A 19,485-nucleotide genomic window follows, 5' to 3' on the forward strand; every position below is an offset into this window, starting at 1 on the left:
ATTTTGTCTGGAACAGCCCCACGCGTCGCACGTTTGGGCAGCAGGAGCAAACAACAAGTCTCACCCTCTTTGCGCAGTGTTGATGGAAGCAACGGAAACATACCCGACCACACGCCGTGTATTGATGACCGCTGATACACTGGGCGGGGTGTGGACCTACGCCATGGAGCTCATCCGCTCGCTGGAGCCCCACCACGTCGAAGTCGCCCTCGTGGCGCGTGGCCGGGAGCCGAACCGCGAGCAGCGTGAAGAGGCCAATGCGCTGCGCAACTGCGAGCTCTATACCTTGCCCCAGAAGCTGGAATGGATGGACGACCCGTGGCACGACGTCGAAGAAGCGCAGGACGCCTTGCGCCGCCTCGTCGACGATGTGACCCCCGATGTCCTGCACTTTAACGACTATGGAGCCGCAGTCGCGGGCTGGGAGTTGCCGGTGGTCTTGACTGCGCATTCGTGCGTCTACTCGTGGTTTCAGGCCGTAAAAGGAGGGCTGCCTTCTCAGGAGTGGCAGCCTTATCGCAATTGCGTTCGCCAAGCGCTCGAAAACGCGACCGTAGTGACTGCGCCGACCAAGGAAATGCTGCGAGGACTGGCAGTCTACGATGCCGACGTGCAGGACGCCCGCGTCTTCGCCAATGGCCGCAGCTCGACCGCCTTTGTCCGCAACGCGCAAAAGCAGCCGCTGATCCTTGCCGCTGGGCGCGTGTGGGATGAGGCGAAGAATCTCAGCGTCTTGCACCCCGCCGGGCGCAAACTCAGCTGGCCCATTTATGTCGCGGGCGAGACCGAGCACCCGAGCTATCCCGAGCAACGCGAGCCTCAAACCGCTTTGCGTTGCCTGGGCAACCTCGGGCCGCTGCAGATGCGTCAGGTGCTGGCCGCTGCCTCGATCTTCGCCCACCCGGCCCGCTACGAGCCCTTTGGGCTGGCCCCGCTAGAGGCAGCCTTGGCAGGTTGTGCGCTCGTGCTGGGCGACATCCCGTCGCTACACGAAGTGTGGGGCGATGCGGCGTTGTATGTGCCCTGCGATGCTCCCGAAGCCTGGTGCCTGACGCTGCGGCAACTCATTTATGATGCGCCCCGCCGGGCGGAAATGGCCCGCCGTGCCCAAGCCCGCGCCCGTCGCTATTCTGCCGAAGCCTTTGGGGAAGCCTACGCCAGCCTCTACGCGGAATTCCCGAGCCGCGAGTCGACCCATGAGAAAGCGTCCGCCACCACCTTTTCACGCGCGCCTTTCGTCCCCTCACCCTTTCAACCGCCCTTTGGATGAATATTATCGGGTTTTACCATTCCCTCGCGTCCGACTGGAACCACGGCAACGCCCATTTCTTGCGCGGCGTCGTGACCGACCTTATTACCCGCGGCCATCAGGTAGCGATCTACGAGGAGTTCAACAACTGGAGCCTCCAGCATCTGGTGGAGGATGCGGGCTCGGAGCCGCTCTCGGCCTTGCGGGACTACTACCCGCGGTTGCACCCACGCTTTTACCTGCCGAATGAGCTGGAGCTGGATGCCTTGCTTGAAGATGCCGACGTCGTGATTGTGCACGAGTGGAACCCGCCCGCCCTGATCAAGGCGATCGGCGAGCATCACAAGGCCAACCCGAATTACGTGCTGCTTTTCCACGACACGCACCACCGAGGCGTGAGTGCGCAGCACGAGATGGATGCTCTGGATCTTTCCGGCTACGACGGTGCGCTCGTCTTTGGCGAAGTCTTGCGCCAGCGTTATCTGGAAAAGCAATGGGTGGAACGCGCCTGGACGTGGCATGAAGCCGCCGACAGCCGCGTATTTCGCCCCCTGCCCCGCGACCATATCGAAGGCGACGTCGTCTGGATCGGCAACTGGGGAGACGACGAGCGCACGAACGAGCTGCACGAGTTCCTGCTGGAGCCGGTCAAGAACCTCGGCTATCAGGCGACGGTCCACGGGGTGCGTTACCCGCCCGAAGCACTCGCAGCCCTCGAAGAGGCGGGTATCCGTTATGCCGGTTGGCTGCCGAACTTCCGCGCGCCCGAGGTGTTTGCCCGCTACCGCATGACGGTTCACGTGCCGCGCCGGTACTACCGCGAGAGCCTGCCCGGCATCCCGACTATTCGGCCCTTTGAGGCGATGGCCTGCGGCATCCCGCTGATCAGCGCTCCATGGGAGGATGCCGAAAGGCTCTTCACCCCCGGGCTAGATTACCTCGTGGCCGAGGACGCCGATGAAATGGAGCGCCACCTCTACGCGCTGAAGCATGACCCGCGTCGCGCCGAAGCCATGGCCCAACGCGCCTTCAACACCATCCGCTCTCGGCACACCTGCCACCACCGGGTCGACGAACTGATCCAGATCATCGATCTGATCAAGACGCACCGTCATGCCCGCCTCACCCGCAGGTTGAGCCCCGCCACCCAAGTTTGATCCCTTTCACGCTATGCCCAAGCTCAAGATCGCTTTCTTCGGCTCCAGCCTCGTTTCCGCCTACTGGAACGGCGCCGCCACCTACTACCGTGGCATGCTGCGCGCCTTCCATGCCCGAGGCCACGAGATTACCTTTTACGAGCCCGACGCTTTCGAACGCCAGCAACACCGCGACCTCGATACCCCCGACTTTGCCCGCAGCGTCGTCTACGCCGCCAACCGCGAAGCCATGCACCAGTGTCTGGAGCATGCCAGCCACGCCGATGTGGTGGTGAAGGCCAGCGGAGTCGGTATTTTCGACGAAGAGCTGGAGGCCGCCGTGCTGGCCCACCAACGACGAGGCGCGCAGGTCATTTACTGGGACGTTGACGCCCCGGCGACGCTGGAGCGGCTCGATAACAACCCGCAAGACCCCCTGCGCAGCCACATCCCCGAATATGATGCGGTGCTAACCTACGGGGGTGGACCAGGCGTGGTGCAAGCGTTTACCCAGTTGGGCTCGCGCCAGTGCGTGCCGATCTACAACGCTTTGGACCCGGAAGACCATCACCCGGTGCCGACCGACGAACGTTTTGCCTGCGACCTCAACTTCGCGGGCAACCGCCTGCCCGATCGTGAAGAGCGCGTGATGGAGTTTTTCTTTGGCGCCGCCCGGGCCCTGCCCGAGAAGCGTTTCCTGCTGGCAGGGAACGGCTGGCACCAAAACGCACCCGAGCTGGCGAACGTCCAGCCAATGGGGCACCTCTACACGCGCGACCACAATGCTTTCAATGCGAGCCCGCGCGCGGTCCTCAACATCAGCCGCGAGAGCATGGCCCGCATGGGTTATTCGCCCGCCACCCGCGTGTTTGAGGCCGCCGGAGCCGGAGCTTGCCTGATCACCGATGCCTGGAAGGGTGTGGAGCAGTTTCTGGAGCCGGGGCGTGAGTGCCTCGTAGCCCACAATGGCAAGGAAGTGGCCGAGCTGCTGCGCGACCTTTCCATGAAGGAATCGCGCGAAATCGGCCGCCGGGCCCGCGCGCGGCTGCTGCAGGAGCACACCTACGCCCACCGTGCAGCCGAGCTTGAAGCCCTTCTCTTGAACCGTCCTCAGTTTGCCAGCGCCTCATGAACACCCCCCATCCCCTGCACATCGTTGTCCTCGGCCTCTCCATCACATCTTCATGGGGTAACGGCCACGCCACCACCTACCGCGCCTTGCTCAAGGCCCTCCAGCGCCGGGGCCATCGGATTACGTTTCTGGAGCGCGACGTGCCGTGGTATGCCAGCAACCGTGACCTGCCGCATCCCGACTTTGCCGAAACGCACCTTTACACCGACCTCGACGATCTGAAGCAACGCTTCGCCGACACCGTGCGCAGGGCCGACATGGTGATCGTAGGCTCCTACGTGCCCGACGGGGTCGCGGTCGGCCATTGGGCCTGCGATACGGCGCACGGTATGATCGCGTTTTACGACATCGATACGCCGGTGACGCTGGAGAAGCTGGCGCGGGGCGACGAGGAGTACCTTTCAACAGGTCTGATCCCGCGCTTCGACCTCTACCTGTCGTTCACCGGCGGCCCCTTGCTGCGACGCCTGGAGCAGGAGTTCGGCGCCCAACGAGCGCGCCCGCTCTACTGCTCCGTCGATCCAGAGCTGTATTACCCAGAGCAGGGCGAAACACATTACGACCTGGGCTACCTCGGCACCTACAGCGACGACCGCCAGCCAGGGGTCGACCGCCTGATGCTCGAAGCCGCACGCCACTGGCGCAACGGTCGCTTTGCAGTCGCCGGCCCACAGTATCCGGATTCGATCGCGTGGCCGGAAAATGTCCGTCGTATCGAGCACCTGCCGCCCGCCGAACATCGCGCCTTTTACAACCAGCAGCGTGCTACCCTCAACATCACCCGCGCAGCCATGCGCCAGACGGGTTATGCGCCCAGTGTCCGCCTGTTTGAAGCCGCCGCTTGCGGCACGCCGGTGATCTCGGACTACTGGAACGGTCTGGATACCTTGTTCGACATCGGGTCGGAAATCCTGATCAGCCGAGGCCCCGCCGACACGCTGCGCTACCTGCAGGAGTTCTCGCCCGCCGATCTCCAGAACATCGGCACGGCCGCACGCAAACGTATCCTCGCCTCCCACACGGCCGATCATCGCGCGGCGGAACTCGAAGGGCATTACCATGGGTGCCTCGCCCCGGCGCTCGCATCCTAAGCGGCATATGGCACAGCTTCAGACAGATTTCTCGAACCCTTCGACACCGACGGAACGCAAGGTGGCAGAGCTGGGACCGTGGTTCCAGAACCTGCACCTGCCAGATGGCACGCAGACCGCCCCCAAACATCCGCTGGGCGACTTCCCGTCGTTCAAATGGGAGCAGCTCGCCAGCCACCTGCCGGAAGACCTCTCCGGCCAGCGCGTGCTGGAGCTGGGTTGCAACGCTGGTTTCTACGCCCTGAAGCTGGCGGAGCGAGGCGCGCAGGTGGATGCGGTCGAGATCGACCCGCACTACCTGAAGCAAGCGATCTGGGCTGCCGAGCAACATGGCTTGCAAAAGCGCATCCGATTTCGCGAGGCCTCGGTCAACACCGTCATTCGCGAACCCGATCGCTACGATGGGATCTTTTTTATGGGGCTGTTTTACCACCTGCGCTACCCGCTGCTCGCGCTCGACGGGCTGGTGCGCAAGATGGACGGCTGGATGGTGTTCCAGACGCTGACCAGCCCCGAAGGCAGCGAGGGCTGCGCGGTGCCCGACAATCTCGAATTCGAGCGGCGCGAGCGCCTGGCAGAGCCGGGTTGGCCCAAGATGGCGTTTATCGAGCATCGCCTGGCCGACGACCCGACCAACTGGTGGGCGGCCAATATCCCCGGAGTCGAAGCCATGTTGCGTTCTGCCGGCCTTGAAATTGTCGAGCGGCCCATGCACGAGACGTATCTCTGCCGTCCGCGCTCCTACGCCCTGGAGGGCGACGCTTTCATTCAGCAAGCGCTTGCGGAGGTCCTTGATCCGCCCAACGCCTGAGGCTGGTACCGTCTCTGCTCCCCCTATCGGGTAAACTCAACCCCTTCCCGATATGGTATCAGAGAATCGTAAACCCGTCGTCGTAATCACGGGCGGGACGGCAGGCGTAGGACGCGCCACCGCCCGCAAATTTGCCCATGAGGGCTACAATGTAGCGGTTATAGCCCGCGAAGCCGGACGCCTGGAGGCGACGGAAAAGGAATTGCAGCAGCTGGGGGCACACGCCCTGGCGATCCAAGCCGATGTCAGCGACGCCCATGCACTGGCAATGGCAGCCGATCGTATCGAACATCAGCTAGGCGAGATCGACGTGTGGGTCAACTGCGCGATGACCAGCGTCTTCGCCCCGGTCAAGGATACCACACCGGAAGAGTTTCGCCGCGTGACGGAAGTCTGCTTCCTCGGCTACGTCTACGGCACCAAGGCAGTGCTGGGCCGCATGCTGGAGCGTGACCGCGGCACGATCGTGCAAGTGGGCTCTGCCCTCGCCTATCGGGGGATCCCGCTGCAGAGCGCATACTGCGCTTCCAAACACGCGATTCAGGGCTTCTGCGATTCCCTGCGCACGGAGCTTTTGCACGACGGCAGCAACGTGCACGTGACGATGGTCCAGCTGCCGGCGGTCAACACGCCCCAATTTAGTTGGGTCCGCAGCCGTTTGCCACAGAAGGCCCAGCCGGTGCCGCCTATCTACCAGCCCGAAGTGGCGGCCGACGGCATTTATTTGGCCGCGTGTAGTCGCCGGCGCGAGGTCCTCGTCGGCAGCTCTACGCTCAAGGCAGTTTACGGCAACAAGGTGGCTCCCGGCTATGCGGATCGCAAGCTGGCCCGCGAGGGCTACAGCGGCCAACAAATCGAGGAGCCCGAAGCTGCCGACCGCCCGGACAATCTTTATGCCCCCGTACCAGGGGACTTCGCCGCACACGGAGACTTCGACGACCGGGCTTACGGGCACAGTCTGCAGCTGGAGGCCAGCAAACATCGGGGCACTGTGGCGATGGCGGGGGTGACGACGGGCGTCCTGCTCGGCACGGCGCTCGGTTTGGCCCGCGTCTTGCGCCATAGGAACGACTCTTAACCCCCAATCCATTATGGCAGACAAAAAAGACAATAACCGCGTGGCCTTGATTACCGGAGCCGGCGAAGGCCTGGGACGCGCTACCGCGCTCCGACTGGCCCGTGACGGCGTCAAGGTGGGCTGCCTGGGGCGACACCTCGATAACACCCAGGAAACCGTCGACCTGATCAAGGAAGCGGGCGGCGAGGCCAAGGCTTTGCAGGCCGACATCAGCAAATGGGAGGACATGCAAAAGGCTGCCAAACAACTCGACGAGCTGTGGGGCCGGATCGACATCGTCTTTGCCAATGCCGGCATCAACGGCACCTGGACACCCATTGCAGACATGGAGCCGGAGGAATGGTGCAAGACGATCGACATCAACCTCACGGGCACCTTTTACACCGTCAAGGCCTGCCTCCCGATGCTGAAGCGCGACGGCGGCTCCGTCATCATCACCTCTTCGGTCAATGGTACCCGTATGTTTACCAACACGGGTGCCAGTGCCTACTCGTCGTCCAAGGCGGGTCAAGTGGCCTTCATGAAGATGATCGCACTGGAGCTGGCCAGCCACCGCATCCGCGTCAACGCCATCTGCCCCGGCGCCATCGAATCGGCCATCGACGACAATACGGATAAGGAGAACATCGAGTCCGAAGCTGAGCCGGTCGTATTCCCCGAGGGCAAAATCCCGCTGACCGACGGCAAGCCTGGCAAGGCCGAAGATGTGGCCGAGCTGGTCTACTTCCTCGCCAGCGAGCACAGCCGCCACATCACTGGCACGGAGGTCTTTATCGACGGTGCCCAATCCCTGCTCCAAGGCTAGGCATGCGCTACCAAAAGCTAGATACTACCGGCGACACCACCTATGTGCTCGTCTTTGAAACGGGCGAAGCCGTGATGGAAAAGCTGGCCGCATTTGTCGCGAAGGAAGGGATCGTTTCTGCCCGCTTCCACGGCATCGGTGCCTTTTCAGAGGCGGGCCTGCGTTTCTTCAACACCGACCATCTGGAATATATCGACATCCCGGTGCACGAGCAGGTGGAGCTGCTCTCGTTGACTGGCACGATTGCCTCTCGCGATGGCAAGGCCCAGCTGCATGCCCACGCGATCCTGGGCAAGCCAGATGGCCAGTGTATCGGCGGGCACCTTAAGGATGCCGTGGTGCGCCCCACCCTGGAGGTGATGGTGATTGCCAGCCCGGCTCACCTGCACCGCGAATTCGACCCACGGGTCGAGCTGCCCTTGTTGCAGCTCGATGCCAGCAAGCAACAGGAAGTGTAATCCTTTCACTTACGAATCCCTACCACCATGAACGCTCAAACTTCTTTCCTTTACCGCCCCTTGGCGGGGCTGAGCCTGCTCGCGGCTTTCTGCTTTGCGGGCTGCGAAAACTACCGTAAGCCGCAGAACACCGAAGAAGGTGCGCTGCAAGGCGCGGCGGCCGGAGCCGCAGCCGGGGCCTTGATCGGGTCCCAATCGGGCGATGCGCTCGAAGGGGCGGCCATCGGGGGCGCAGCAGGAGCCGCAGCGGGTGGCTACTACGGCAATCGCGAGGAACGGCGCGACCGCGACGATGACGACTGATCGCGGGCCAGAAATTTGTGCTAAGCGAGCGGCGGGGATCAGGCTCCCGCCGCTTTTTTGTGCCCTACTCCTTCGCCGGGTAGAGCTTGGTGCCCCCTTGGGTCTCGGGCTGGAAAGGCTGCTCGTCGGTCACGCGCTGATAGCCTTCCGGCAGCTCTCCCCAGTTCCATGTGATGCCACTGACGAAGTAGCGCGCGTTGCCGGGAGGAGCCTGCAGCGTGACGCTGTCGGTAGACTCGGTGATGACCTGCGCGGCCATGCCCTCGCTGTGCGCCACTCGCGCCCAGATCCATACCTGGTCGCGCACCTGCCAGACTTCCTGGATCGAGATGCTGTGAGCAGGCGTTGGGACCTGGAGCGTGGCGGTAAAGGTCCGCTCTGCCCAGGCGCGTTCCTGCTCGCTGGGCGTGGTCGAGCCCGTGGGATCGGCGGTAGTGGATGCGCGCTCGCAAGCCGTGAAGAGGGTAACGCCGGCGAAGGCGATCAAGGGGAAGATGGGTTTACGCATAACAGATCCATTCACTGCAGGATTCCGGCCGATGAGCGAGCGCTTTTACCGCTTGCTCAGGATGCCCCCCTAGAGGGGCCGAAGCGTTTCACTTTGCATCGTTGGCTATTCCACCCAGGCGGAAATACGGGTTCCTGAAGGCTGGCACACAAGTAGCATTCTCCCGTTGCCCTGATGGATGGTGCGACGATCAACTTTACGGTTTTCCTCTTCTCGGTAGCCTCGCTGGCCTATATCACGTTTGCGAGTCTGCTGCAGAAGTTGTGGCTGCCGCTGCCTCTGCTGGCCTTGGCCACGGGCGTCATCATCGGCCCGCATGTATCGGGCCTGCTCCAGCTCCCCAGCGAAGAGCATCGCCACCTGATCATGGAAGAAGGCGCGCGCATGACCCTCGCCATCGGCCTGATGGGGATCGCGCTACGCCTGCCCAAGCACTACTGGCGCCGCGAGTGGCGCTTCTTTTCCGTCGTCATCCTGCTGGGGATGCCGCTGATGTGGGGGGCGGCCACCCTGGGCCTTTGGGCAGGCGGCAACTTCGGCTTCTGGATCTCGGCGCTATTGGCGGCGATCATCACCCCAACCGACCCTATTGTATCGACTCCGATCGTTACTGGCCCATTGGCCAACGAACAAATTCCCACCTGGGAGCAGCAGGGCATTTCGGCTGAATCTGGCTCCAACGACGGCCTCGGCTTCCTTTTTGTCATCCTGCCCATCTATGTGCTCAATCACGGGGTAAACTGGGCGACGGCTCAGGAGTGGCTGGTCGTGGGGTTGTTGAAGGAAATCGGGATGGCGGCGCTGCTCGGAGCCTTTTTTGGTTGGCTCGCGGCCCAGATCCTCACCTTTGTGAGCCATCGTGGCATGATTCGCCACACGTCTTATCTCGGCTTCACGCTCGCCCTGCCCGTGGTCATCATGACGGCGGTCAAAATGATGGGTGCCGACGGCATTCTGGCCGCGTTTGTCGCAGGCGTGGTCTTCGACCAATTTATCGACGACGAGCACCAGGAGCACCAGGAAGAGATTCAAGAGGCCATCAACAAATTTTTCACCATCACGATCTTCATGATCGTGGGCCTGTTCCTGCCCGTAACGGAATGGCCGGCACTCGGCTGGGGCATGGGGCTGCTTTGGCTGGCTGTCATCATCGGCCGACGCATGATAACGGTTGTTGTACTCAACCGCCTGCTGCGCCCGCGTATCAATGTGCCCGAGATGGCATTCCTCGGCTGGTTCGGGCCGCTGGGGATCGCAGCGCTTTACTATGTGATGTTTGCCGAAAATGAATTGAGCCGCAACGACTTGTGGCCGCACATCAGTCTCGCAATCACGCTCTCTGTCGTCATCCACGGCATTACCGCCGCTCCTTTCGCCCGCTGGCTGGGCTCTACATTGCGCCAGCGCGGGCAAGCTACCCACCCGTAATGACCTCTCTACAGCCCCCAAACGATCTCGCCCACCATCGTCCTCTGGTCGAGTTCCAGAAGCGCGTAATGATCGCGCTCGCCCTCATCGGCCTGGCCCTCTTCATGTGGAAGAGCGCCGAGGCTTTTCTGATCTTTTTTGCCGGCGTCGTGCTGGCCGTCGTAATGGGCGGCTTTGCGTATATGCTGCGCAGCAAGACGCATTGGACTTATTGCCACTGCCTCTACGTGGTCACGGCTTGCGTCTTCCTCCTTATCGCAGGGATCGCCATGCTGGTCCTGCCGATGGTGATCGAGGAATCGAAACGTCTGCTGGAAAAGATGCCGGCGATGATCGACCAGGTGAGGACCACCACCTGGGGGCGCATGTTCTTCAGTGGCGGCTTGAGCGGCGGCGACGGCGACGGTGTGCTGAGCCGCATTATCGGCCCCGCGACCCGCTCGGCCGAAGCGTTTACGGCGATGGCTCTCGCGTTGGTAATCGGCATCTTTCTCGCCTACGACCCTGAAGCCTATGCGCGCGGGATGATCAGTATCCTGCCTCTGGGCTACCGCGAAAAGGGCCGCCAGGTATTGCTGGCCTGCGGGCGGGCGCTTTGGCACTGGCTGATCGGCCAAGGCTTTGCCATGCTCATCATCGGTACCCTGGTCACCCTGGGCATGGTAATCGTGGGCGCCCCGTTTGCGCTCGTGCTGGGGCCGCTGGCGGGTCTGTTTCAATTCGTGCCCAACGTGGGCCCGGTATTATGGGCCTTCCCCGCGATCCTCATCGCATTCTCCGGCGGCGAGGTTATGGCGATCAAGGTCCTGGCCGTCTATATCGTGATTCAGGTGCTGGAGGGCAATTTCATCACCCCCATGGTACTGAAGCAGAATGTGCAACTGCCGCCTGTGTTGACACTGCTGGGGACGATTGTCATGGGCATGGTCTTTGGGCCTCTCGGGTTGATTCTGGGCACGCCGCTAACGGTAATACTATTAGTCTGCTACCGTATGCTTTACCAGCGCGATCTCCTGCACGACGAATCGGCGAAAATCCCGGGGCAAGGGGAGCGCAAGTAGAGGGCGGCGCATGCAGCCTGCACCGTTCAACCCCTAAAATATCGCGCAGGCTGCACCACCGGACCTTTCGCTTCCACAATCGGTAAAAATCCTTCAAGTAATCGGAAGCGTTACCGGGTCTCTCCGTAAAATTGGTACAGCCTTGGCATCTACCAAGGCCATGAGTACGGACAACGATATCCTCAAAGCCCATTGGCTCACCTACGCAAACGCCCTGATGCGACAGTGGCCACAACTGCAGGAAGAGGATTTGCGGGAAATCGGCGGCGATGTCGATCGCCTCAAGGCCCGACTCGGCAAGCGCTATGGCTTCACGCCGGAACAAGCGCAGACAGAAGTCGATGCGTGGTATCAAAAGGAGGGTGGCCGCTAGCAACTTTCCACCTCCGTGGCCGCCCCCGACAAACATCCGCAAGCCTTTGGACCCTCCGCCGATGCCTGGCTGCGCGGGGGTGCGATTTTCGCGCTCGTGCTGGTGCTAGCCTCGCTGACGGCGGTATATGTGTTTGGGAGTCGAGATGGCTACGAAGGCTTTGGGGTAACGCACGAGCAGCCCATCATCTTCAGCCATCGTCACCACGCGGGCGAATTGGGCATCGACTGCCGCTACTGCCATACCGGCGTCGAAAAAGCGGCCTTTGCGGGGCTGCCTTCGACCGATACCTGCCTGAGTTGCCATAGCCAGCTCTTCCGCGACAGCCCGATGCTGGATCCGCTTTGGGAGAGCCTGCGCACAGGGGAGCCCGTCCGTTGGCAGCGAGTGCACGACTTGGGTGACTTTGTGTATTTCGACCACTCCGTGCACGTAAACAACGGGGTGTCCTGCCGCTCCTGCCACGGGGATGTCGAAGATATGGTGACGGTGGCTCAGGTCGAAGAACTCTCGATGCTGTGGTGCCTGGAGTGCCACCGCAACCCTAGCGCTCATTTGGTGCCTGAAGCAGAGGTCGTTAACGTGCGGCGGCAAGCCGACCCGCTCCAGCCGGGCGAGACCTTTCACGCCATGCGGTCTTCTCCCTTCGATGCCAAACGCTGGCATGACGTCCACGAAGAAGTGGCAGCCCAGCAGAGCGTGGCCACCTATAACCTGACCGATTGCACCGCCTGCCACCGCTGATGCCTGCCCCCACCTCCAGTTCTCCCCGCAATACGGATGAGTTTCCGCCCGAAGCTGCGGTGTGGCCTTCGCAGTTGAGCCGGCGCAGGTTTCTCCAAGTGGCGGGAGCGGGCTTAAGCCTGGCGACGCTCAGCGGGTGCTTCCGGAAGCCCCGCGAAGAGATCCTGCCTTACGTGCGCCAGCCCGAGCAGGTATTGCCGGGGACGCCGAATTTCTATGCTACCACGCACAACTGGAGAGGCTACGGGCGGGGTATCCTGGTCGAGAGCCGCGAAGGTCGTCCTGTGAAGATCGAAGGTAACGAGAGCCATTCGTCTACGCTCGGAGCCAGCGATGCGATCATGCAGGCCAGCCTGTTGGGACTCTACGACCATCAGCGCCTGCGCGCCCCACATCTGCGCCAGCGCACCAGCAACTGGCAGAGTTTTGAGGCCAGTTGGCTGGAACGGTTCACAGCTTTGCAGTCGACCGGGGGGCGTGGTCTCTGGATTGTAGCCGAGGCGAATGCCTCCCCCACCGAAACCGCAGTCTGGCAACGACTGGTAGCCCGCTTCCCACAGGTTCGCATCGTGATGGAGTCGCCCATCCATCACCTGCACTGGGAACCCATTGACTACCGTTTTGCCGCAGCCGAGGTGGTCGTGGGCATCGACCCCGATTTCCTGACCGAACACCCCGAAAGTCTACGTTATGCGCGCGATTTCGCACAGCGCCGGCGCGGTTGGGAAAAGGACGCCCAACTCAGCCGCTTCTACAGTCTGCACGCCGCCCCCAATGTGACCAACGTGCAAGCAGACGCGCCCCTCTTGGCCCGCCCCAGCCGTTGGGCAGTGCTGCTCGATGCGCTGGAAGGCCAGATGACAGGCGATCTTGCAGAAGCGGAACAAAAATGGGTCGAACGCTGCCGGGCAGACTTGAACCGTGCGGGCAGCAGAGCCCTGATTGTAGGTGGAAGCTACTTGGACGACGAGCTGCAGGAGCGCGTGCGCCGACTGAACCAGGCACTGGGCTCGGAGGGCACCACTTGGGAATCCATCGCCTTGCCAGCCCGCACAGACGACGCGGTGGGCCTGCCACTCGCCTCACGGCAGGAGTTGCAGGAGGCGCTGGAGGCCGAGGCGGTCCAGGCTCTGATTTGCTTCGATACCAACCCCGTTCATAGCGTCCCGGAACTGGCGGCAGCAATCACCCGCGCCCAGTGGTCGGCCTGCGCCACCTTGGAGGTGAATGAAACCGCACGCGCCTGCCAATGGCGGCTGCCGGTGCACCACTTTCTGGAAGACTGGGGCGATTTGCGCAGCTGGACCGGTACCTTGAGCCCCGTGCAGCCGCTCATCCGCCCGATGTATCAGAGCCGCTCACGGCTGGAGCTGTTGCATTGGCTCGCGGAGCCGAGCAATCCGCTGAGCGCCCACGATCTGGTGCGACGGCATTGGCAGGCTCAAGTGCCGGGAGATTTTGAATCGTGGTGGCTCAAGGGACTGCAGGAGGGTGTGTTTGCCGACGCTCCGCCTGCGCCCGAGGTGCTCCGTCGAGAGGCAGGGCGCCGCCCCACGAGAGAACCCGGCCATGGCCCGCTCGACCTGCTGGTGCGGCTCGACCCGACAATCGAGGATGGCCGCGGCGCGCGCAACGCATGGCTCCAGGAGCTGCCCAAGCCCATCAGCCTCTTGGTATGGGACCAGGCGCTCTGGGTCTCTCAGAGGCGCGCGCAAGAGCTGGATTTGCAGCAAGGCGACGTGGTGGAAATCCGGGTTGGCGACCGGCGTCTGCACCTCCCCGTATTGCCGTTGCCCGCGATGGAGGACGACACGGTGGTAGCCTTTCTTGGCTATGGCCGCGCGACTGCTCGCTTGCATGAGGGCCACCACACCGGCTATTCGGCAGCGACTCTGCAAGGGCAATGGAGGTGGGAGGGGGTATCCCTGGCCAAGACCGGTGAGCGCTACGAGCTGGTGACGACGCAGCATCATCAGGTGATGGAAGGGCATGAGTTTGTGAAGGTGAGAGAGGTGGGCCACCCTGCCCCAAAGGAAGAGCACCATTTTGATCCAGAAAAGAGCAGTTTCATGCCCCACCCGCCCAAGCTGCCCGCCGGGGAGGCGCCGTATGCCTGGGGTATGTCGATCGACCTCAGCTCATGCATCGGCTGTTCGGCCTGTATTACGGCCTGCCAGGCAGAGAACAATATCCCCAGCGTAGGCAAGGAACAGGTGGCCGCCGGACGCGAAATGCACTGGCTGCGGGTGGATCGCTACTTCTCGGCCGAGAGTGGCCCTACGCGCGTGCTGCACCAGCCCGTGCCCTGCATGCATTGCGAAAAGGCCCCGTGTGAATTGGTCTGCCCGGTAGCCGCAACGGTGCACGACAGCGAGGGCCTGAACGCAATGGTCTATAACCGCTGCATTGGCACGCGCTATTGTTCGAACAACTGCCCTTACAAGGTCCGCCGCTTCAATTTCCTCGATTACCGTCCGCCGCAAAAGCACCCGCGTAACCTGCAGTTCAACCCCGAGGTGACGGTGCGCGAGCGGGGCGTGATGGAAAAGTGCACCTACTGCGTCCAGCGCATCAGCCGGGCCCGGATCGACGCCCGTAACGAAAAGCGCGAAATCCGCGACGGCGAGATCCAGACGGCTTGTCAGCAGGCCTGCCCGACACAGGCGATCGTCTTTGGCGACATCAGCCGCCCGGAGAACGCCGTCGCCCAGCGGAAGGCCCAGAAAGGCGACTACGGCTTGTTGGCCGAGTTGGACACTCGCCCCCGCACCACTTACCTGCCGCGTTGGCAAAACCCGCCGCATGAAGCCCGCTGAACAGGAAAACGCCCCGACCCGCCCGGAGGAGTTGCTCGGCGCCGAGATGTCGCATGAGCTGCTCAACCAGCGTGTGGGTGACGAGGCGCGGGTGCGGACCCGTGCCTGGTGGTGGTGGAGTGCGTTGCTCGTCACCGCTGGCGGGGTCTTCCTCTTGTTTACTGCCATTACGTGGCTGCTCGCCAAGGGTGTTGGCGTCTGGGGCCTGCAGATCCCCGTCGCCTGGGGCTTTGCGATCATCAACTTTGTCTGGTGGATCGGCATTGGACACGCGGGCACGTTCATTTCGGCCATCCTGCTCCTGTTGCAGCAAGACTGGCGCAACTCGATCAACCGCTTTACGGAGGCGATGACGCTGTTCGCGGTGGCGTGCGCGGGTCTTTTTCCCCTGCTCCACCTCGGCCGACCGCAGTATTTCTTCTACCTCATTCCGTATCCCAACGATATGGGGCTGTGGCCGCAATTTCGCAGTCCACTGGTCTGGGACTTCTTTGCGGTCTCGACCTACGGAAGCGTGTCGCTGATCTTCTGGTATCTTGGGCTGGTACCGGACCTAGCCACCATGCGCGACCGGACGGCGCCGGGCCTGCGCAAGCGTATCTACGCCTTTTTCTCGCTCGGCTGGCTGGGGCGCGACCACCAGTGGCGCGACTACCGGGCGCTCTACTTCATGCTCGCCGGGCTGGCCACGCCGCTCGTGATCTCCGTGCACAGCATCGTGGGGCTGGACTTTGCAGTGAGCAACCTGCCGGGGTGGCACAGTACCGTCTTCCCGCCTTACTTTGTGGCCGGCGCGATCTTCTCGGGCTTCGCCATGGTGGCGACGCTGGTCATCCCGATCCGCAAGATTTTCAAGCTGGAGGGCATGATCACCAGCCGCCACCTCGACAACATCGGCAAGGTAATGCTGGCGACTGGCATGATGGTGGGCTTTGGCTACCTCAGCGAGGTGTTCTTCCAGTGGTACAGCGCCGACTTGTTTGAGGTGGACACGATGATGGACCGCCTCACGGGCTACTACGCCCCAGTCTTCTGGACGGTGATCGCGTGCAACGTGGGCGTGATTCAGGTGCTCTGGTGGAAGCGTGTCCGCACCAACAGCCTCGCGCTCTGGATCATCGCCGGGCTGGTCAACGTGGGCATGTGGATGGAGCGCTACCTGATCGTGGTCTCCAGCCTGGGCCACGATTTCCTGACCTCGTCGTGGCAGGACTTCGACAGCACGGGCTGGGATTGGGCGCTGTATCTGGGCACGCTGGGGCTGTTTTTCTTCCTTGTGCTGCTCTTTGTGCGGCTGATTCCAATGGTCTCGATGCACGAGATCCGGGAGATCCTGCACGAACGGGAAGAGCACGGAAAGGAGGCGAAGTGAGGGCTCCGATTCTACCGTTGGCGGTGATCGCTTCGTTTCGTGAGGCCGAAGCTTTCGAACGAGCCGTAGAGCGTTACGTGCGCGAGGATGCCGCGTGGTCGGTGCAGGTGTTCACACCCCATCCGATGGAGTCGCTGGACGCACTGGTAGCCTATCGCCCGAGTCCGATCCCGAAAATCATCTTTTGGGGCTTCATCTGCGGAGCCTTCGGCGGCTACCTGATGCAGGTCTACGCTTCCGTCTGGGCTTACCCGCTCAACGTGGCGGGGCGTCCGCTGCACAGCTGGCCCGCCTTCATCCCGATCACGTTCGAGCTGGGGGTGCTGACGGCGGCACTGACGGGCCTGATTACGTGGCTGATCCGGCTTCGTCCGCGCCTTTATGTGCCGGAATTGGATTCGCCGCTGATCGCACGCGGCACGCAAGACCGCTACGTGCTGCTCATGGTGCCGACCGGAGACGTTTCGGAAGAGGAGCTGCGCCACCAACAGAGGCAGTTGAGCAATGCAGGGGCGGAAGAAACGGAGGTGCGCCGATGGAACTGAAGCCGCTCTTACCTCTACTGATCGCGGCCCTTTCCTTCCTTGCCGGCTGCTACGACAACATGGGCGATCAACAGAAAGTCGAAGCCTACGAGCGCGCGGACAACCTGCCGGGTGAGTTCGCCGCCCAGCCGCCGCCCGAAGGTACCGTCCCACACGATGGCCCTTGGGCTGACCGGCCCTTCGTCACGGGCAAAGGGGCCGATGGCCGCTATCTCGACCGCATGCCGCTGGAGGTTACGGAGGCCACACTGGAGGCGGGTGAAGAGCTTTATCACGTGCACTGTGTCGTCTGCCATGGCCCGGCGGGGTATGGCGACGGTATTGTCGTGCGGCGTGGCTTTCCTACGGCAACCAATTTTCACCTCGACCGCCTGCGCGTGGCGCCCGATGGCTACCTCTTCGACGTGATCACCAACGGCTATGGCGCCATGCTGCCCTATGGGGGCCGCGTGAGCCCGGAAGAGCGTTGGGAGATTGTAGCCTTTGTGCGCGCCTTGCAATTGAGCCAGCATCCAACGGAGGAGGTGGCACCATGACGCTCGCGCTGCATTTATTCTGGTATGTGGCACTGCTGGCGTTGGCACTGGTAGCGGGCTCGGCCTATCTGCTTTTGCTTTATCCGCTGACGGGAGGGCGCTGGATGGAGACGCTGCGGCCGATCCTGCGGAAGCACGTGAGCCTGTGGTGGGTGCCTGCGCTCTGTTTCCTGGGGCTGATCTTTTTCTTCGAACACCTCGCCTACTGGGTTTCACCTGCCAATGACCACCTGAAGGAGCTGACGCACGAGCGCGCCGCGTTCCTCAACTGGCCCTTTTTCCTCGTGCGTAACGTGGTGTATCTGCTGGTCTTCGCCGGGCTCGGCCTCCTGCTGGGGCGGCGCGGTGGCGAGCGGGGTCAGCCGTGGGCGGCACCGGCATTGGTCGGCCTGACGCTGACGATGTTCTTCTTTGCGGTGGACTGGGTGATGGTGCGCGACGCCGACTGGTTTTCGACCGGCTTCCCGTTCACGTTCATGCTGCTCTCGGTCCTGTTCGGCCTTTCGATGGCACTGTTGCGGACCCGTTGGTCGGAGGTCGAGGAGTTCTCGCGCCGTCAGCTGGCGAGTTTGCTGCAAGCGTCGACCGTCGTCGGCGCCTATCTGGCCACGGCCGAGCTGATCATCATCTGGATGGCCGACCTGCCGCGCGAATCGCAGCTTTACGTGGAGCGGAGCCATTTCCCGTGGGTGTTACTGGTCGTCTACATGGCAGTATGCGGGGTGGCGTGGCCCTTCATCAGCCTGCTCTCGCGTGAGGCCCGGGTGCGCCCGGCGCGAATCAATCGAGCCGCTTTTCTCGCCGCCTCCGGGATGGCCGCCTACCTGCTGTGGTTCTTGCACCCCCTGCCCCATACCTTCTAACCATGGAAGCGCCGAACCCGCATACCGATTACGAGCGTCACGACGTGGGCCTGCGTTTGCCGGCAATCGTCGCGCTGGGTATCATCGTGCTGATGGCAGTATGCCTGGGCGTGCTCTATTGGATCTATGGTGAGCACCTTTACGACCGCCATGGGCCAGACGACCGTTTGTTTACGCATGGCTCGGCCTACGAGACGCCAATTGCGGCCGATTGGCAGGAGATGATGGAGGCCAATAGCGGGCGGCTGGACGGCAGCGCGCCGGGGACCCTTTCCCTCGACGCAGCCAAGCGGCGGATCGCCTCTCAGGGCCTGCCGCAGTGGTCGGCTGAATCCGATTTCGAACTTCAACGCCAGGAGACGTATTACGATGCACGTCCTTAGAATTGCCGTCTTGCTCGCTGCCTTTACGGGAGTGTTACGCGCCGAAACGCAGACGAATTACAACCAGCCGCCCCCGCCCGACGTGGGTTGGACGCAAAATCTCGGCCAGCGCCTGCCACTCGACGCGGAGGTGATCGACGTGCAGGGCAACGCCAAGCCCTTCGGCCACTACTTCGGAGACAAGCCTGTGATCGTGCTGCTGGGCTACAACCGTTGCCCAATGCTGTGTGGCGAGCAGATCCAAGGGGTATTGCAGGTGACGCACGACCTCGACTGGAAGGCGCCGGAAGATTTCAAGGTACTCTTTATCAGCGTCGACCCGGAGGAAGATCCGCAGCTGGCTCGCGAAGCCCAGCGCAACGCCAATCGCGCCTACGCCGAAAACGCCGACGCAGATGCGTGGACGTTTCTGCGGGCCGGGCCGGAGGCGATTACGCAAATCGCGCAGGCTGCTGGCTTCGGCTACGAATACGACGAGGAGAGCACCGAATACGCCCACCCCGGCGGTTTTCTGATCGCGGAGGAAGACGGCACGATCGCTCAGTATTTCTTCGGGGTGCGCTTCGAGGGCCCTGCCGTGCGTCTGGCGCTAGTTGATGCCTCGCAAGGCAAGCTGGGTTCGCCCGCCGATCAGCTCTTGCTGCTGTGCTATCACTACGACCCGATGACGGGCAAATACGGCCTCGCGATTCAGAACCTGCTCAAGGCAGGGGCCTTGGCGACCATTTTTGCCCTCGGCGGCTTCATCACCTGGAACCTGCGGCGCGAACGCCAACAGCCCCACGCCTAGACC

General features: G+C 62.6%; 21 protein-coding genes. 20 read left to right on the forward strand and 1 reads right to left on the reverse strand.

Annotated features, from left to right (window positions below):
- The first annotated feature begins 124 nt into the window (after positions 1-124).
- The 9 genes from Q7P63_16880 to Q7P63_16920 are packed head-to-tail and all read left to right on the forward strand — an operon-like array spanning position 125 to position 8,063.
- Positions 125-1,270, forward strand: coding sequence for a glycosyltransferase family 4 protein (locus Q7P63_16880; GenBank protein ID MDP0501771.1), 1,146 nt, complete (start codon positions 125-127; stop codon positions 1,268-1,270).
- Positions 1,267-2,406: a glycosyltransferase gene (locus Q7P63_16885; protein MDP0501772.1), complete on the forward strand. Its 1,140-nt coding sequence runs from the start codon at positions 1,267-1,269 to the stop codon at positions 2,404-2,406. The genes Q7P63_16880 and Q7P63_16885 overlap by 4 nt, the downstream gene beginning before the upstream one ends.
- A 13-nt stretch (positions 2,407-2,419) precedes the next feature.
- Entirely contained in the window at positions 2,420-3,517 is a 1,098-nt protein-coding gene (locus Q7P63_16890) for a glycosyltransferase (GenBank protein ID MDP0501773.1), read from the forward strand.
- Positions 3,514-4,608 carry a glycosyltransferase gene (locus tag Q7P63_16895; protein MDP0501774.1) on the forward strand — a complete coding sequence of 365 codons (1,095 nt, stop codon included), beginning with the start codon at positions 3,514-3,516 and terminating at the stop codon, positions 4,606-4,608. Before Q7P63_16890 ends, Q7P63_16895 begins: the two co-directional genes overlap by 4 nt.
- Positions 4,609-4,615: 7 nt before the next feature.
- Complete coding sequence (locus tag Q7P63_16900) at positions 4,616-5,419, forward strand: DUF1698 domain-containing protein (GenBank protein MDP0501775.1); 804 nt, start codon at positions 4,616-4,618, stop codon at positions 5,417-5,419.
- Between the two features lie 52 nt (positions 5,420-5,471).
- Complete coding sequence (locus Q7P63_16905) at positions 5,472-6,497, forward strand: SDR family oxidoreductase (GenBank protein ID MDP0501776.1); 1,026 nt, start codon at positions 5,472-5,474, stop codon at positions 6,495-6,497.
- A gap of 13 nt (positions 6,498-6,510) precedes the next feature.
- Positions 6,511-7,302 carry an SDR family NAD(P)-dependent oxidoreductase gene (locus Q7P63_16910; protein MDP0501777.1) on the forward strand — a complete coding sequence of 264 codons (792 nt, stop codon included), beginning with the start codon at positions 6,511-6,513 and terminating at the stop codon, positions 7,300-7,302.
- A gap of 2 nt (positions 7,303-7,304) precedes the next feature.
- Positions 7,305-7,760, forward strand: a complete 456-nt coding sequence (locus Q7P63_16915) for a DNA-binding protein (GenBank protein ID MDP0501778.1) — start codon at positions 7,305-7,307, stop codon at positions 7,758-7,760.
- 27 nt (positions 7,761-7,787) lie between these two features.
- On the forward strand, positions 7,788-8,063 hold the full coding sequence (locus tag Q7P63_16920) for a glycine zipper domain-containing protein (GenBank protein MDP0501779.1): 276 nt from the start codon (positions 7,788-7,790) through the stop codon (positions 8,061-8,063).
- A 64-nt stretch (positions 8,064-8,127) separates the two neighbouring features.
- On the opposite strand, the gene Q7P63_16925 is transcribed toward Q7P63_16920, so the two are convergent.
- The gene (locus Q7P63_16925) at positions 8,128-8,571 is read right to left on the reverse strand and encodes a hypothetical protein (GenBank protein ID MDP0501780.1); all 444 of its coding nucleotides are present in this window, start codon (positions 8,569-8,571) and stop codon (positions 8,128-8,130) included.
- Positions 8,572-8,745: 174 nt separating this feature from the next.
- Here Q7P63_16925 and Q7P63_16930 point away from each other — a divergent pair, with 174 nt between their 5' ends.
- The 11 genes from Q7P63_16930 to Q7P63_16980 all read left to right on the forward strand — a co-directional run bounded on the left by Q7P63_16930 (position 8,746) and on the right by Q7P63_16980 (position 19,482).
- Positions 8,746-9,999 (forward strand): sodium:proton antiporter, encoded by a 1,254-nt coding sequence (locus tag Q7P63_16930; GenBank protein ID MDP0501781.1) that lies wholly within the window; start codon positions 8,746-8,748, stop codon positions 9,997-9,999.
- A complete protein-coding gene (locus tag Q7P63_16935) occupies positions 9,999-11,060 on the forward strand; it encodes an AI-2E family transporter (protein MDP0501782.1) in 1,062 nt (353 codons plus the stop codon). The genes Q7P63_16930 and Q7P63_16935 overlap by 1 nt, the downstream gene beginning before the upstream one ends.
- 160 nt (positions 11,061-11,220) lie before the next feature.
- Positions 11,221-11,433: a hypothetical protein gene (locus Q7P63_16940; GenBank protein ID MDP0501783.1), complete on the forward strand. Its 213-nt coding sequence runs from the start codon at positions 11,221-11,223 to the stop codon at positions 11,431-11,433.
- Positions 11,434-11,448: 15 nt separating this feature from the next.
- Positions 11,449-12,177 (forward strand): cytochrome c3 family protein, encoded by a 729-nt coding sequence (locus tag Q7P63_16945; GenBank protein ID MDP0501784.1) that lies wholly within the window; start codon positions 11,449-11,451, stop codon positions 12,175-12,177.
- The gene (locus Q7P63_16950; GenBank protein MDP0501785.1) at positions 12,177-14,993 is read left to right on the forward strand and encodes a 4Fe-4S dicluster domain-containing protein; all 2,817 of its coding nucleotides are present in this window, start codon (positions 12,177-12,179) and stop codon (positions 14,991-14,993) included. Before Q7P63_16945 ends, Q7P63_16950 begins: the two co-directional genes overlap by 1 nt.
- The gene (nrfD, locus tag Q7P63_16955; protein MDP0501786.1) at positions 14,980-16,365 is read left to right on the forward strand and encodes an NrfD/PsrC family molybdoenzyme membrane anchor subunit; all 1,386 of its coding nucleotides are present in this window, start codon (positions 14,980-14,982) and stop codon (positions 16,363-16,365) included. Before Q7P63_16950 ends, nrfD begins: the two co-directional genes overlap by 14 nt.
- Before the next feature lie 23 nt (positions 16,366-16,388).
- Positions 16,389-16,910, forward strand: a complete 522-nt coding sequence (locus Q7P63_16960; GenBank protein ID MDP0501787.1) for a DUF3341 domain-containing protein — start codon at positions 16,389-16,391, stop codon at positions 16,908-16,910.
- Positions 16,901-17,446, forward strand: a complete 546-nt coding sequence (locus tag Q7P63_16965; protein ID MDP0501788.1) for a cytochrome c — start codon at positions 16,901-16,903, stop codon at positions 17,444-17,446. Before Q7P63_16960 ends, Q7P63_16965 begins: the two co-directional genes overlap by 10 nt.
- Positions 17,443-18,309, forward strand: coding sequence for a hypothetical protein (locus Q7P63_16970; protein ID MDP0501789.1), 867 nt, complete (start codon positions 17,443-17,445; stop codon positions 18,307-18,309). The genes Q7P63_16965 and Q7P63_16970 overlap by 4 nt, the downstream gene beginning before the upstream one ends.
- A 2-nt stretch (positions 18,310-18,311) precedes the next feature.
- Positions 18,312-18,692, forward strand: coding sequence for a hypothetical protein (locus Q7P63_16975; GenBank protein ID MDP0501790.1), 381 nt, complete (start codon positions 18,312-18,314; stop codon positions 18,690-18,692).
- Positions 18,679-19,482, forward strand: a complete 804-nt coding sequence (locus Q7P63_16980; protein MDP0501791.1) for an SCO family protein — start codon at positions 18,679-18,681, stop codon at positions 19,480-19,482. The genes Q7P63_16975 and Q7P63_16980 overlap by 14 nt, the downstream gene beginning before the upstream one ends.
- The last annotated feature ends 3 nt before the right edge of the window (positions 19,483-19,485 follow it).

It is taken from the genome of Verrucomicrobiota bacterium JB022 (genome assembly GCA_030673845.1).
In the GTDB taxonomy this organism is placed as follows: domain Bacteria; phylum Verrucomicrobiota; class Verrucomicrobiia; order Opitutales; family Oceanipulchritudinaceae; genus WOUP01.